The sequence below is a fragment of the Paraburkholderia azotifigens genome (assembly GCF_007995085.1).
GTDB lineage: Bacteria > Pseudomonadota > Gammaproteobacteria > Burkholderiales > Burkholderiaceae > Paraburkholderia > Paraburkholderia azotifigens.
On record NZ_VOQS01000001.1, the window covers coordinates 894,973 to 908,739 of the forward strand.

The window sequence follows — 13,767 nt, forward strand, 5'->3', positions numbered from 1 at the left end:
TCACTTCTTGTCGAAGCGCTTCACCATCTCGGCCATGAGGTCGCGCATCCAAGCAATGCCTTCGTCTTCGTGAAAGTGCTCGTGCCAATGCATCGTCACAGTGGCCTGCGGAATGGACACGGGCAACGTGTAGATGCGAAACGCGTCGTTGCGGTTGAGGATGCCTGCGAGCCTTCGCGGCAGCGTCGCGAACAGATCGGTGACGGCCAGCACGGACGGCAGCGCAACGAAATGCGGCAACTGCAGCGCGATGTTGCGGCCGACGCCCTGCGCACGCAACGCGTCGTCGAGCGCATGATGACTGTGCTCGACGGAGCGCACCTGCACATGTGATGCCTGCAGGAAATACTCGAGGCTCAACGCGGAGCCCGCGGGCAAGCCGCGACGCTTGCGCGTCATGCACACATACGTCTCTTCGAATAGCAACTGATGGCGCGTGCGCGCCATCAGCAGCGGCAGATTGCCGATCGCGAAATCGAGCCTGCTCGAACGCAGCGCATCTTCCATCTCTTCCACGGGCAACGGCTCCACCGACAGCTTCACGCGCGGCGCGCGCTCGTGCAATGCCTCGCAGATGGCGGGCAGATACGCCATTTCCCCCGCATCGGAGAGCGACAGCCGGAACGTGCGCGTGCTCGTTGCGGGATCGAAGCTCTCCGCATAACGCAGCGCCTCGCGCACGGTATCGAGTGCGCGTCCCACGATGCTCGCGAGTTCCAGCGCTATCGGCGTGGGCTGCATGCCCGAACGCGTGCGAATGAACAGCGGATCATCGAACAGCGTGCGCAAACGGGCGAGCGAATAGCTGATGGCAGGCTGCGACAGCGCGAGACGTTCGCCCGCTTTCGTGAGGCTGCGTTCTTCGACGATCGCCTGAAACACACGCAACAGATTGAGGTCGACGTGATCGAGTGAGGTCATGATGAACTTCCGACTATTTGCCGGACTTATTGGCCGGCTGATTTTTAATCGATTTGACGCATGATCGGTGCAAAGCGAGACTGGTGTCAACGCGAAAGAAACACGACCTGTGTGCGCTTTCGTTCGATTTTCACTTCCGACAATCACGTCCCGACATACGACACCGATGAGCGACACCAACTGGCAGACCATCGACACGAGTGCGCTGAGCGGCCGCGTTCAGTCCGACCGCATCGCGCCCTCGCTGTACTACGACCCGAACCTGTTCGAAGCCGAACTCGAGCGGATTTTCTACAAGACGTGGGTGTGGGTGGCACACGAAAGCGAGTTGCCGAACCCGGGCGACTTCCGCACGACCACGATCGGCAAACAACCCGTCATCGTCGTGCGCGACAGGACGGGCACCGTGAACGTGCTGCAGAACCGCTGCCGCCATCGCGGCGCGACCGTGTGCGAAGAGCACAAGGGCAATGCGAAAGGCTTCACGTGCCCGTATCACAGCTGGTCGTATGCGCTCGATGGCACGCTGCGCGCGCTGCCCTACGGCGACGGCTATGAAGGCGTGTGCGAGAAAGGCGACCTGCCGCTCGCGAAGCTGCGCGTCGGCATTTATCAGGGGCTGATTTTTGCGAGCTTCAACGAAGCGATCGAACCGCTTGAAGATTTTCTCGGTGGCGCAAAGCCGTGGATCGACCTGTTCATGAAACAGGGCGCAGGCTATCCGGTCAAGGCAAACGGCGAACACAAGTTCAAGTTCAAGGGCAACTGGAAAATCCAGCTGGAAAACACGACGGATCTGTATCACTTCCCGGTCGTGCACAAGTCGTGGATGAAATCGATCGACGACGAAACGGCGGCCGCCATCACCAGCTTCATGACGAGCGAAGACGCGTTCTGCCGCTCGCTCGGCAACGGTCACAGTCTTGCCGTGCTGGTGCCGGAAATCGTCGATCTCGACAAGGACGACGGCGCGCCGCTGCCCGAGCGCTTCACCGAACTCGCAGCGACACTCGCCGAACGTCACTCGCCGGAGGAAGTGCGGCGCATCGTGCGTTCGCTGATGGGCGTCGGCTTCAACCTGAACCTGTTCCCAAACCTCGCGCTGTCGATGGCCTTTTTCCGCGTGCTGCGGCCCATTTCCGCCGAAGAGACAGAGATTCGCCACGTTGCGCTCGCGATGGACGGCGGCTCCGACGAAGCGAACCGCGTGCGCCTGCGCATACACGAACACTTCCAGGGTCCGTTCGGCTTCGGCAGTCCCGACGATGCGGAAGCCTGGGAACGCGTGCAGCGCGGCTCGTATGCGGGCCCCGATGTGCCCATTCTCGTCAACCGCGGCCTGAATCGCGAAACGACGGCTGAGAACGGTGAAAAGACGGCACACGCAACGGATGAAACGGGCATGCGCGAAGCGTATCGCCAATGGCGCGTAATGATGGAGCAGGCATGATGGACGACCGTAACGCACTCTTCTCGCAGCAGACCTTTGCGCGCGCGATCGAATTCATCTGGCGCGAAGCCGAATTGCTCGATCGCCGCGATTACCATGCATGGCTCGAACTGTGGGATCCATCGGGCTTCTACGTCGTCCCCATCGATCCGCACACGACCGACTACGCGGCGACGCTGAACTACGCCTACGACGATCACGACATGCGCGAGAAGCGTGTGCAACGCATGACGTCCGGCTATTCGGCATCGGCCGCCGATGCCGCGCGCACGGTACGCACCGTGTCGCGCTTCACGTTGACGAGCGACGCCGCCGACGTGGTGGAAGTGAAATCGGCGCAGGTGATCGTCGCGTACAAGCGCGGCACGCCGACGATTTTCGCCGCCGACCTCACGCACAGGATCAGCTTCACGACAGGCGAGCCTCGTCTCGTCGAGAAAGTGATTCGCCTGATCGACTCGACGGAAGCGCTGAGCGCGATCGGCTTCCTGCTTTGAACCCTGGATGCGCACGGCGGCTGTTCGAAGCGAATCCGCCGTGCGCAAAGAGCAGATTCCCAATGCCTACACTCGAAGTCTATCTGCCGCATGGCCACGATGAAGCGCGCAAGGCGTCGCTGATCCAGGGCCTGACGCAAGCCACCGTCAGCGCAATCAATGCGCCCGCGGAATCGGTGCGCATCCTGCTCAGCGAACTGCCCGGCACGCATATCGGTCTGGGGGGCAAGACGGCCGCCAACGGTGCGCCGCCTTCGCTGCCCGTGATCGTCGCGATCCTGATTGCGGGCCGCACCGACGCGCAAAAACAGTCGCTGATCGCGGCGTTATCCGAAACGGCTGCTGCCGTGCTCGATGCGCCACTTCAGGCGACGCGCGTGATGATCAAGGACATCCCCGACACCGATTTCGGCATTGGCGGTCAGACGGCCCGCGCGCTTGGACGCTGACGCGAACCTAGACGCGCGCGTCGACAGCGGACACGAGCGGCAACGCGAAGCGGCAGTCGAGGCCGCCTTCGTGCGCGCGCTGTGCCCAGATACGCCCGCCATGGCGCGCGACGATGTTCTTGCACAGCGACAGCCCGATGCCGTTGCCGCCCGCCTTAGACGACGAGAAGCCGTCGAACAGCCGTTCGTGCGCATCGGCAGGCACTCCGGGGCCGTTGTCGATCACGCGCAGTTCCGCGCGCCCGTCGGCACATGCCGTGGCGAGCGTCACGATGCCCGTCGCGGCCTTCGTCTCCGTCAAGGCTTCCACCGCGTTGAAGGCGAGATTCAGGATCACCTGCCCGATCAGCACGCGCTCGCAAAACACAGGCAGCGCTTCGTGCGCCTGTTCGATCCGCACGCGCACGCCCTCTTCTTTCGCGCGCAATTCGATGAAGTACGCGACGTCGTTCAGGATGTCGCGCAGATCGGCATGCGTTTCCGTCGGCTCGCGTTTGACCACATACTCGCGCACGCTCTTGATGATGAGCGCCGCATGCTCCGCCTGACGGTCCGCGCTGCGCAGGCCCCAAATGGCCGAATCGACACTGCACTGGCCCAGCCGTTGAATCGCGCCTTCGATGAAGTTGCGCACGGCCGCAAGCGGCTGACTCAACTCATGCGCGACGGCCGTCGCCATCTCGCCCATCGCGTTGTAACGGCCCGCGTATTCGAGCATGCGCGCTTCCGTGCGCCGCGCTTCCTCGGTCGCGACTTCATCGCTTATGTCGCGAAAGTGGATCAGCAAGCCGTTCAGATCGTTTTCGACCGACACCCGTCGGCACGTGATCCGCAGCCAGCGCGTTGCGCCGTCGCGCCGCGTGATGCGGTAGCGCTGCGCATGCGTGGGCTGTTCGCTCGTCGCGTGACGCAGCTGCGTGACGAGCCGGTTGCGATCCGCAAGCGTGCAGTAATCGAGTACGCCGCCAGGCGGCTCGCCGGGCCCTACGCCGAGCACGCGGCGTCCCGATTCGCTGATGAATTCAAGCTTGCCGCGCGGCGTCAGCACGGCCACGCCTTCGCCGAGATCCTGCATGAATTCGCGCAGCCGCGTCTCGTAGCGGCGCAGTTTCTGCCGCACGGCTTCTTCCGCGCTGATGTCGCGGAACTGCACCATGACGACGGCACGTTCGCGCAACGGCACATAGGTGGCAATCGCCTCCGACAGCATGTCGACGCACGAGCGCGACCGGTAGCACCACTCGTACACCTGCGGCCCTTGCGTGATCGCGCGGTCCATCGCTGCCACGCCGACCTCGCGCCGGTACTTCGGCTCGGGACGCGTCATGTCGGGCGCCTTGAGGGGCAGCAGTTCTTCGAGCGAAAAACCCAGCGCAACGCACGCGGCATGATTGGCCCACACGATCGCCTTCGTCTGCGCGTCGTGCAGCAGCACGCACAGCGTCAATGCATCGAGCAGACGGTGAAAATCTTCTTCGGCGGGAAAGTTCATGATGCGCGTTCGACGGACGTGGAGTGCACGCGTAACCATAACACCCGCCTCACTCGTCACGGGCCTAAAGATTTCTTTAGGCATGCGGGCGTCGATACCAGCCAATGCGGACGGGCGCCCCAATTGATGGCGTCTTTTTGCGTTTCTAGACTGGCCTGAACGTCAACCACATCGAACGCATTCAGGAGAAACCGACATGTCAGCCATCGCCACCGCCGTCGCGTCGTGCAGCGAATACCGTGCCGATCCGTTGCAAGTGGAAGCGGCCCACGCACTTTCACTCGACGACGTGATCGCCGAAATCGCCGCACGTCGCGACGAATTCGATCGAGCCTCGCACGTGCCGCGCGACGTGATCGCCAAGCTCAAGCGCACCGGCATCTATCGCGCAGGCACGCCCCGGCGCTTCGGGGGCGATGCACGCGCACCGGGCGAATTCCTCGAGATGATCGAACGCATTGCGGTTGCCGACGGCTCGGCGGCATGGGTGGCGAGCTTCGGATCGGCGAACGTCTATCTCGCGGCGCTGCCCCTGGCGACGCAGGCCATGATCTATGCGGCCGGTCCCGATCAGGTGTTCGCAGGCGGCCTGTTTCCCGTGCAGACGGCACAGTCCGCACCCGGCGGCTGGCGCGTGAACGGCACGTGGAAGTTCGCGAGCGGCTGCAAAGGCGCCGACTGGCTGGGCGTGGGAATCGGCACGGGCAGCAAGGACGGCGCATCACCCGGCAAGCCGCGCACCGCGGTGTTCCGGCCGGAGCAGGTCGAGATCGTCGAGAACTGGGACGTGGTCGGCATGCAGGGCACGGGCAGTCACGACCTGCGCGTCTGCGATCAGTTCGTCGCCGACGACTGGACCTTCGTGCGCGGCGGCACGCCGAGCGTCGATGAACCGCTGTATCGCTATCCGACCATTGCCTACGCGGCGCAGGTGCTCGCCGTCGTGAACCTCGGGCTCGCGCGCGCCGCACTCGATGTCGCGAACCAGATGGCGGGCGGCCGCAAGACGACGACGGGCGCACCGCAACTCGCGGACCGCGCGTATTACCGGATCGAACTCGCGAAGGCGGAAGCCCAATTGCGCTCGGCCCGCGCGTTCTTCTACGAGTCAACCGACAGCGTGTGGCAATCCATTCTCGCCGGCAACGACGTGACGCCGGACCAGGTGAGTCTGCTGCGTCTCGCCGCCACGCAGATCGCGCGTGAAGGCGCCGATGCCGTCGGCCGTGCGTACCGGCTGGGCGGCACCATGGCGATCTATCGCTCGCATCCGCTGCAGCGCCTGATGCGCGACGCGATGGTCGTTACGCAGCACGCGTTTCTCGGCGAAGGCAATTACGACGGTGCGGGTGCCGTCTTCGTCGGCGTGCCCCCCATTCCCGGCTATCTGTAACCGTTCAAGGTACTTTTTTTATCACTGCATTTAAGGGAGTTTCGCTTCATGACTGACAATCGTTCGCTGCCGTTGCGCGTGCTGTTCTGCTGCGGTGTCACGCAGAATTTCTTCGACTTGCCGCGCGAGCAGATCGGCGAGGTGTGGCAGGCGTACGGCAGGATGCTTGCCGCCGTCGAAGCGATGGAAAACGTGCGCGTGCTTGGCGTGATGGATGACGACCGCCTCGTCGTCGGGCAATCGGACGGTGCGCCATGGACCTTTTACATCATGGCCGACGTCGCCGATTTCGACACGGCCGTCGCCGTGTGCAACCTGTACCGCACGACGCCCGTCGGCGACTACAACCTGTGGCGCTACGGCAAGATCGAGGCGCGCGTCGGGCGTGCTTTGACGGTGCCGCCCGCCGCGGCAAACGCAACAGCGCAGAACGCGTCCTGAGCCATGAGCGATATCACGTTGCCCCTTGCCGCGTTCGAGGCCTTGCAGGCCCGGGTCGTCGCGCTCGACGCTGAAAACGCGGTACGTAAAACGATCGCACGCTACATGGCCTTGTGCGATGTGCCCTCGGGCGCGCTCGACGGCGAATCGCTCGCCGCGCTTTTTGCGGACGACGCGGTCTGGGAAGGCATCGGTCCGCAATACACGCAGACATTCGGCAGGCTACAAGGACACGACGCTATTCTTGCGATGCTGCAGCGTTATCTGCCGCCCGTGCCGCACTTTGCGACCAACGTGCATTTCCTGACGTCGGAGACGATCGACGTGGATGGCGCTCATGCGAAAGGCCGCTGGATCATGCTGCAGGCGTCGGGTTATGTCGATGCGCGCGCCGAACTGATCGCCGCACGGCTGGAGATCGATTTCGTGCCCGCTGCGAACGGCCGTACGTGGCTGATCCAGCACTTCCGCACCGAGCGCCTGTTCGATGCGCCCTGGCAAGTCAACGCCCGCAAGGACACGACATCATGACGGCATTCATCAGCGAGTTCATGTCGAGCGCGGACGCGTCCGCGCAAGGCCCAACCATCGCAATCAAGGATTCGATCGACATCGCTGGTTATCCGACTACGGGTGCAAGCCGCGCACTCGCCGACTCGCCGCCCGCTTCGGCGCACGCCGAAGTCGTGCAGCGTCTGCTCGATGCAGGCTGGCGCATCGCGGGCAAGACGAACATGCACGAACTCGCATTCGGCATGACGGGCATCAACGACTACACGGGCACGCCCGTCAATCCGCAGGACGCCACGCGCATTCCGGGCGGTTCGTCGAGCGGCTCGGCATCGGCCGTCGGGTCGAAGCTCGTCGATGCCGCGCTCGGTACGGATACGGGCGGCTCGATTCGCGGACCGGCCGCATGTTGCGGCGTGATCGGACTCAAGCCGACCTTCGGGCGTGTATCGCGGCATGGCGTCGCGCCGCGTGAATCGACGCTCGATTGCGTCGGCCCGTTCACGCGCGACATCGCGACGCTCGTCGAGGCGATGGCCGCGATCACGCCCGCATTCGATACGGCCGCTGCAAAGCGTGCAAGTGCGGCCAACAACGTCGCGATCGTTTCCGTCGATGCGGACGCGGCGATCCGGCAAGGTGTCGAGCGCGCAGTCCGGATGACGCAGCTCGCATCGCGCGTCATCGAGCTCGACGCCATGAAAGACGCGTTCGAAGCCGGCCTCGCGGTTATCAACGTCGAAACGTCGCGTGCGTTCGGCCAGTTCGTCGGCACGGGCAAGCTCGGTGCGGACCTCGACGCGCGTCTGCGCGCCGCAGCGCAAACCACGCAAGCGCAACTCGACGCCGCCGGGCGCGTGCGTCGTGCATTCACGGCCGCCGTCGATCGCGCGCTCGAAAGCGTCGACGTACTCGTGATGCCGACCTTACCCGCGCTGCCCATCACCATCGATGCCGCGCGTAATGGCACCTCGGTCATCGCGATGTCGTCGCTGATCCGCCCGTTCAATCTGAGCGGGCATCCCGCGTTGAGCCTGCCGCTGCCGATCGAAGGGTCGGCGCTGAAAGCGGGCTTGCAGATCGTTGGGCGCAAGGGAGCGGACGAACAGGTGTGCGCCGTCGCCGCACACTTCGAAGCGGCGCTCGCTGCGCCCTGATGCCAACAGCGTGCGTTCGAACGAATGCACGCAGCGAAGGAACCATTACTCATGTCGAACAGGGTTGTCATCGTAACGGGCGCGGCGCGCGGTCTGGGCGCCGTCGTCGCGCAGCAGTTTCATCGCGCGGGCTACAAGGTCGCGCTCGCGGATATCGCATTCGATGCCGCGCAGGCGCTGGCCACCGAATTGAGCGCGGATCAGCAGACGGCGTGTGCGATACGCCTCGACGTCACCCGCAAGGAAGACTTCGAAGCCGCGCGCGATGCATTGACCGTCCGCTGGGGGCACGTCGATGTGCTCGTGAACAACGCGGGGGCATCGAAAGTCGTGCCCGTGATGGAGATCACCGCGGAGCAGTTCGATCAGGTCATCGACATCAATCTGCGCAGCGTGCTGTTCGGCTGCCAGGTGTTCGGCCAGTATTTCGCCGAGCGCGGCGTGGGGCGCATCGTCAATATCGCTTCGCTCGCGGGACAAAACGGCGGCTCGGCGACGGGCGCGCACTATGCCGCCGCGAAAGGCGGGGCAATCACGCTGACCAAGGTGTTCGCACGCGATCTCGCTGCACATGGCGTGACCGTCAATGCCATCTCGCCGGGACCGCTCGATCTGCCCATCGTTCACGAGAGCGTGCCCGCCAACAAGCTCGACAAGGTCATTTCGAGCATTCCCGTCGGGCGTCTCGGTTCGGCCGATTATGTGGCACAGGTTGCGTTGCTGCTCGCGTCGGGCGAGGCCTACTTTGCGAACGGCGCGTGCTGGGATGTGAACGGCGGGCTTTACATGCGTTAAACAATCAGAAGTGCATGGCAATGCCATGCACTTCGACGTTACTCGCGGCGCTCCTCGCCTGCATTCCACACGGCCATCACATCGCGCACCAGCGTCGCAATCGACGACGCGCCGAGCTTGTCCTTGATGCTCGCACGATGCACGTCGACCGTCTTCACGCTGATCGACAGATCCGACGCAATGCGCTTGCTGCCCTTGCCGTCGAGCACGCCGCGCAGCACTTCCTTTTCACGCGCGGTCAGCGACTCGATCCGCTGACGCAGCTCGCGATGTTTCTGATCCGCTGCATGCCGTTGCGTCGCGAGCTTCATCGCGCGCTGGATGCGTTCGAGCATCTGCTGCGAGTTGTACGGCTTCTCGACGAAATCGATCGCGCCGTTCTGCAATGCACGCACGGACATCGGAATGTCGCCGTGCCCGCTCACGAAGATAAGGGGCAGCGTCGCACCGCGCGCGTTGAGTTCCGCCTGCACATCAAAGCCGCTCGTCTCGGGCATCCGCACGTCGAGCACGAGACACGCGGGTGCGTTCGCGTCGAACGCCTGCAGGAAATCGGCCGCGTTCGCAAACCCTTCTGACTTCACGCCGACCGACTCCAGCAGCCACGCCAGTGATGTGCGCATACCGTTGTCGTCGTCGACGATATAGACGACGGGCGCGGGCGAACCGATGGATGGCGCCTTGCTCGCTGAACTCATGTCTTGAACCTTCTTGAAACTCTCGGCAACGCGCGCCGGCTGGACTCCGACTGTCTCCACGCGTTGCCTGTCAATTTTTGTGAGAGCCCATCATAACCAGCCGAAATACGCATGAAAAGCCTTCGATGCAGGCTTTTTCCCGTTCGGGCGCGTGCTGGCAAGTGATGCGCGAATACGCGACGAATGCAACCTGGTAAAACCTTTAGAGGCCTCGGGAAGTGCGCCAACCGATGTGCCGCTCGCGCGGATTGGATTCGCGCAATGCGTGCCGTACGCTTGTGTCATGGGATCGTCGCATGTGCAATCGTCGCACGCGAGATCGACTGGCAGCGAACCAACGTGCAGGAAGGCACTCACATGTCCCAACCGTCCGCTCTTCATCATCCGGCCGCGCTCTCACCCGACGACGCGCGCAAACAGTTCCGCCAGGCGATGGCGCATCTGGGCGCAGCCGTCAACGTCATCACGACGTGCGGTCCTTCGGGACGCTGCGGCATCACCGCGAGCGCCGTCTGTTCGGTGACGGATGCCCCGCCCACGCTGCTCGTCTGCATGAACCGGTCGAGCGCGATGCATGCCCTATTCGAATGCAACCGCAACGTCTGCATCAATGTGCTGCCGGGCCATCACGAACTGCTCGCGCGTCACTTCGCAGGGCTCACGCAGTTGCCGATGGACGCACGCTTTGGCTTGCCAATCTGGGACGAAGGTCTGCATGGTGTGCCCGTGCTGCGCGATGCGCTCGCAAGCTTGCAAGGGACCATCGTCGAATTGAAGGAGGTGGGCTCGCACTCCGTGATGTTCGTCGAAGCCGCGCAGATCCGCGTTTGCGCCGATGGCGACAGCCTCATCTATTTCGACCGCCAGTTTCATCGCGTGCCGAGGCTGTGCGCTGCATGAGCGGGCCGCTTCGTTCGTGATGCGCATTCGCTGTTACCCGGCGTTACTTTTCTCGCAACGCTGTAGCACCTGTGTCCCGCCTGCGCCCCTAGACTGAAGCCGTATTCAGTGACGCGCAACCATGCGCAGGGAGCAAAAATGAAGAAGATGATGCTTGGTGCAGCTATCGGTGTGGCAATGCTGGCAGCTTCGGCGGCGGCTTCCGCGCACGTCGATGTGGCCGTCGGCCTGGGCGTACCTGGCGTGGTCGTGCCGGCCCAGCCCGTGTATGCTGCGCCCGCCCCCGTCGCGGTCGGCTATGCCGATGACTGGCGCGCGCGTCGCGACTGGCGCGAGCATGAGTGGCGCGAGCACGAATGGCGACGTCACGAAGCCTGGCGCGAACATATGTGGCGCGAGCGACAACGCGAACGCTGGGGCTACTGATAACCTGGTCCAGGCACACGTCGTCCGACGCGTGCTCTCTGCTCGCCTCGCTGCAACCGGCCTACAACCGGCGGCCGCGAGGCGATTTCATTCATTCGCACGCTTCACACATCCGGTTTCCACGGCCATGACGGGTACAAGCCGCCATTGCTTTCGACGTTGTCGCGCTGTCCATCGCCGGGCTCTTTGGCTCGTTCGATATCGGCCGTATCGTTCGTGAGCGGGTCGGCTTCATCCGATGTCTGCGCGTGGCTGACAGGGTCGGCAGTATCGGCAGGGGGCAGCGCATCGCCGAACCATACGACCTCGTTCCTGATCGCATCGACATAGCGGCGCCAGCCAGCGGGATCGTCAACGAACAGGTGATCACGCACCGCCAACGCGAGGCGTGGGTAGTCGACCTGCTCTTCGAGCAGCAGCGCAGGCCATGCGGCAAACGATGCACTCACGCGCTTCGCGAAGTCCGCCGCCTTCATATCGGGCGATACGGCCGCGATCCATGTATGGGCAGCAAGCTTCGCATGCGCGTTCAGCAGATGCCGCAAGGTATGGCGAGATGGATCGGCGGCGAGTGCCGCGTCAAGGGCCTGCAGCGCGTCGCCGAGATGCAGCAGCAGCGCGCGTCGTTCAAAAGCGTCTTTCATCGAAGCATGTCCATGCGTAAATCGGTCACGCGCATCAGAAGACGCGCGACGTGGAGCAAAAATGTCGTGTCGGCAAATTCAACAGGCGCGCTATGAGCGAACGCCGAAGAAGCCCTGCCACAGCGAATCGAACACACCCGCCGCGCGCGCATCGTGCGAAGGCTTGTCCTGTTTTGCTGCTGCGGGCTGAGTTTGCGAAGGCGGCTCCTGATCGATGGCGTCGGCCGCTTCCGCGGACTCGCTCGCTTGCGCCGCGCGCCGCGCCTGCTGCAACGCCCATACGCTATCGGCAATGCGCTGCGCCATGTCGGCATCGCATTCGCGTCCGAGCATCACGCCGAACAGCACGTCGCGATTGTGTCCTTCATCCGCGTAGCGCATCGCCACGCCCACCATCTGCGAGTACTTCGCCTCCGCTTCCGCTTTGGCCTTGCGTGCCCGCGCCGCCTCCACTTCCTGCTGGCGCTTCTGAAGCGCTTCCCAGCGGCGCATTTCCTGCGCGTAGACGGCGTCGTACACCTTGCGCTGATCGTCGTCGGAGAGAATCGCGTACGCGTCCTTGATTTCCTGGAAGGCCGCACGCGCGGCCTCTTCCTGTCCGACGTTGCGATCCGGATGCCACTTCATCGCGGCCTTCCGGTACGCCCGTTTGATCTCTTCCCAGGTGGCGTCTTGAGACACGCCAAGCTTCGCGTAAAGGGTTGCCATGTCGCGTCGGGTTTCGGTTTGCGGAGTTTGCAAGGAGGTTTGCAACGAGGTTTGCAAAATGAGCGGTCGGGTTCATCGTAGCACGGCGATCCCGGTTCATCTCGACAGTCTGGTCCGACGAAAAGCGACAACATGTCCGCCTGTAGATCTTCGATTGACCTTCGGTTTCGGGCACCCTTTTTGCAAAACGCTACGCGATGCGCCCGTGAACGCGCATGAGCGAGCACTGCCATGACAAAGCCAACCTCTCCGTCTGAAGATCGTCGCGATCCGATCGGTCGTGCCGCTTCTGAAGCGCACCCTGAAAAAGCAGGCGCGGAATCGCCGCACCTCGACGAAGGCGAAAAGGACCAGGCCGCGCAACACACGGCGCCGCACGCGCTGATGCTGCACGAGATCGTGCGCGAAGAAGGAGAGGCTGCGCTCGAACGCACCGTGATCGCGCTCGTGTGGTCGTCGCTCGCGGCGGGATTGTCGATGGGATTTTCGTTTCTCACGACGGCCGTCCTGCAGGCCGGTCTGCCTGACACCTCCTGGCGGCACCTCGTTTCGAGCTTCGGCTACACGACGGGCTTCGTGCTCGTCATCATGGGACGCCAGCAACTTTTCAGCGAAAGCACGTTGACCGTCGTGCTTCCTGTGCTGACCCGGCGCGAACTCGACTGCTTCCTGAAGGCGCTGCGTTTATGGATCATCGTGCTCGTCTGCAACGTGATCAGTTCGTGGCTGTTCGCGGTGATGCTGCGCCTGCCCGGCGTGTTCGAAGCGGACGTCGTCGATGCGCTCGACGAAACCGCGCGCGGCGCCGTCGGTCCCGTCGATACGTTCCCCACCTTCATGCGCGCGGTATTCGGCGGATGGCTGATCGCGCTGATGGTGTGGCTGCTGCCGAGCGCGCGCTCCGCGCGGCTGCTGACCGTCGTGTTGATTACATGGGTCGTCGCCGTTGCGAAGCTGTCGCACATCATCGCGGGATCGACGGAGGTCGCGTATGCGGTGCTGGCAGGCGATGCGTCGCTGGCCGACTACTTCAACCGCTTCCTGCTGCCGACGCTCGCGGGCAACGTCGTGGGCGGCATGTCGCTCGTCGCGCTGCTGAATCATGCAGCCATTGCACCTGAAATCAGCGAGCGGCGCTGAATGCCCGCTGAATACCCGCTGAGTGCCCGCTGAGTGCCCAGATTGCCGCGCGCGATGCCGTTCATGCGGCATCGACATGAGTGCGCGCGCATCGATGATGTCCGCGCATGCGAATGTGCACTCGCACACACAAGACGCCGTTCGAA

At 63.6% G+C, this 13,767-nt stretch carries 16 protein-coding genes; 11 read left to right on the forward strand and 5 right to left on the reverse strand.

Annotated elements, in window-relative coordinates; translation table 11 throughout:
- A complete protein-coding gene (locus FRZ40_RS03925) occupies positions 1-921 on the reverse strand; it encodes a LysR family transcriptional regulator (RefSeq protein ID WP_028368195.1) in 921 nt (306 codons plus the stop codon).
- A 166-nt stretch (positions 922-1,087) separates the two neighbouring features.
- Here FRZ40_RS03925 and FRZ40_RS03930 point away from each other — a divergent pair, with 166 nt between their 5' ends.
- The 3 genes from FRZ40_RS03930 to FRZ40_RS03940 all read left to right on the forward strand — a co-directional run bounded on the left by FRZ40_RS03930 (position 1,088) and on the right by FRZ40_RS03940 (position 3,317).
- On the forward strand, positions 1,088-2,371 hold the full coding sequence (locus tag FRZ40_RS03930) for an aromatic ring-hydroxylating oxygenase subunit alpha (protein WP_147233425.1): 1,284 nt from the start codon (positions 1,088-1,090) through the stop codon (positions 2,369-2,371).
- The gene (locus FRZ40_RS03935) at positions 2,368-2,868 is read left to right on the forward strand and encodes an aromatic-ring-hydroxylating dioxygenase subunit beta (protein ID WP_147233426.1); all 501 of its coding nucleotides are present in this window, start codon (positions 2,368-2,370) and stop codon (positions 2,866-2,868) included. The genes FRZ40_RS03930 and FRZ40_RS03935 overlap by 4 nt, the downstream gene beginning before the upstream one ends.
- 62 nt (positions 2,869-2,930) lie before the next feature.
- Positions 2,931-3,317, forward strand: a complete 387-nt coding sequence (locus FRZ40_RS03940; protein ID WP_147233427.1) for a tautomerase family protein — start codon at positions 2,931-2,933, stop codon at positions 3,315-3,317.
- A gap of 7 nt (positions 3,318-3,324) precedes the next feature.
- Here the strand turns inward: FRZ40_RS03940 and FRZ40_RS03945 are convergent, their stop codons facing one another.
- Positions 3,325-4,809, reverse strand: a complete 1,485-nt coding sequence (locus FRZ40_RS03945) for a PAS domain-containing sensor histidine kinase (RefSeq protein WP_147233428.1) — start codon at positions 4,807-4,809, stop codon at positions 3,325-3,327.
- Between the two features lie 196 nt (positions 4,810-5,005).
- Here FRZ40_RS03945 and FRZ40_RS03950 point away from each other — a divergent pair, with 196 nt between their 5' ends.
- The 5 genes from FRZ40_RS03950 to FRZ40_RS03970 are packed head-to-tail and all read left to right on the forward strand — an operon-like array spanning position 5,006 to position 9,105.
- Positions 5,006-6,202, forward strand: coding sequence for an acyl-CoA dehydrogenase family protein (locus tag FRZ40_RS03950; protein WP_147233429.1), 1,197 nt, complete (start codon positions 5,006-5,008; stop codon positions 6,200-6,202).
- Positions 6,203-6,250: 48 nt separating this feature from the next.
- On the forward strand, positions 6,251-6,643 hold the full coding sequence (locus tag FRZ40_RS03955) for a hypothetical protein (protein WP_147233430.1): 393 nt from the start codon (positions 6,251-6,253) through the stop codon (positions 6,641-6,643).
- Between the two features lie 3 nt (positions 6,644-6,646).
- The gene (locus tag FRZ40_RS03960; protein ID WP_147233431.1) at positions 6,647-7,174 is read left to right on the forward strand and encodes a nuclear transport factor 2 family protein; all 528 of its coding nucleotides are present in this window, start codon (positions 6,647-6,649) and stop codon (positions 7,172-7,174) included.
- Positions 7,171-8,310 (forward strand): amidase, encoded by a 1,140-nt coding sequence (locus FRZ40_RS03965; RefSeq protein WP_147233432.1) that lies wholly within the window; start codon positions 7,171-7,173, stop codon positions 8,308-8,310. Before FRZ40_RS03960 ends, FRZ40_RS03965 begins: the two co-directional genes overlap by 4 nt.
- A 51-nt stretch (positions 8,311-8,361) precedes the next feature.
- Positions 8,362-9,105 (forward strand): SDR family NAD(P)-dependent oxidoreductase, encoded by a 744-nt coding sequence (locus FRZ40_RS03970; RefSeq protein WP_147233433.1) that lies wholly within the window; start codon positions 8,362-8,364, stop codon positions 9,103-9,105.
- Between the two features lie 38 nt (positions 9,106-9,143).
- On the opposite strand, the gene FRZ40_RS03975 is transcribed toward FRZ40_RS03970, so the two are convergent.
- On the reverse strand, positions 9,144-9,776 hold the full coding sequence (locus tag FRZ40_RS03975; RefSeq protein WP_193566997.1) for a response regulator transcription factor: 633 nt from the start codon (positions 9,774-9,776) through the stop codon (positions 9,144-9,146).
- Positions 9,777-10,160: 384 nt separating this feature from the next.
- Between FRZ40_RS03975 and hpaC the strand changes: the two genes are divergently transcribed.
- On the forward strand, positions 10,161-10,703 hold the full coding sequence (gene hpaC, locus FRZ40_RS03980; RefSeq protein WP_147233435.1) for a 4-hydroxyphenylacetate 3-monooxygenase, reductase component: 543 nt from the start codon (positions 10,161-10,163) through the stop codon (positions 10,701-10,703).
- Positions 10,704-10,841: 138 nt separating this feature from the next.
- Positions 10,842-11,129 (forward strand): hypothetical protein, encoded by a 288-nt coding sequence (locus FRZ40_RS03985; RefSeq protein WP_147233436.1) that lies wholly within the window; start codon positions 10,842-10,844, stop codon positions 11,127-11,129.
- A gap of 104 nt (positions 11,130-11,233) precedes the next feature.
- Here the strand turns inward: FRZ40_RS03985 and FRZ40_RS03990 are convergent, their stop codons facing one another.
- Positions 11,234-11,773: a hypothetical protein gene (locus FRZ40_RS03990; RefSeq protein ID WP_147233437.1), complete on the reverse strand. Its 540-nt coding sequence runs from the start codon at positions 11,771-11,773 to the stop codon at positions 11,234-11,236.
- 90 nt (positions 11,774-11,863) lie between these two features.
- Positions 11,864-12,481 (reverse strand): J domain-containing protein, encoded by a 618-nt coding sequence (locus FRZ40_RS03995; RefSeq protein ID WP_147233438.1) that lies wholly within the window; start codon positions 12,479-12,481, stop codon positions 11,864-11,866.
- 231 nt (positions 12,482-12,712) lie between these two features.
- Between FRZ40_RS03995 and FRZ40_RS04000 the strand changes: the two genes are divergently transcribed.
- On the forward strand, positions 12,713-13,621 hold the full coding sequence (locus FRZ40_RS04000) for a formate/nitrite transporter family protein (protein WP_147233439.1): 909 nt from the start codon (positions 12,713-12,715) through the stop codon (positions 13,619-13,621).
- Positions 13,622-13,767 lie beyond the last annotated feature (146 nt).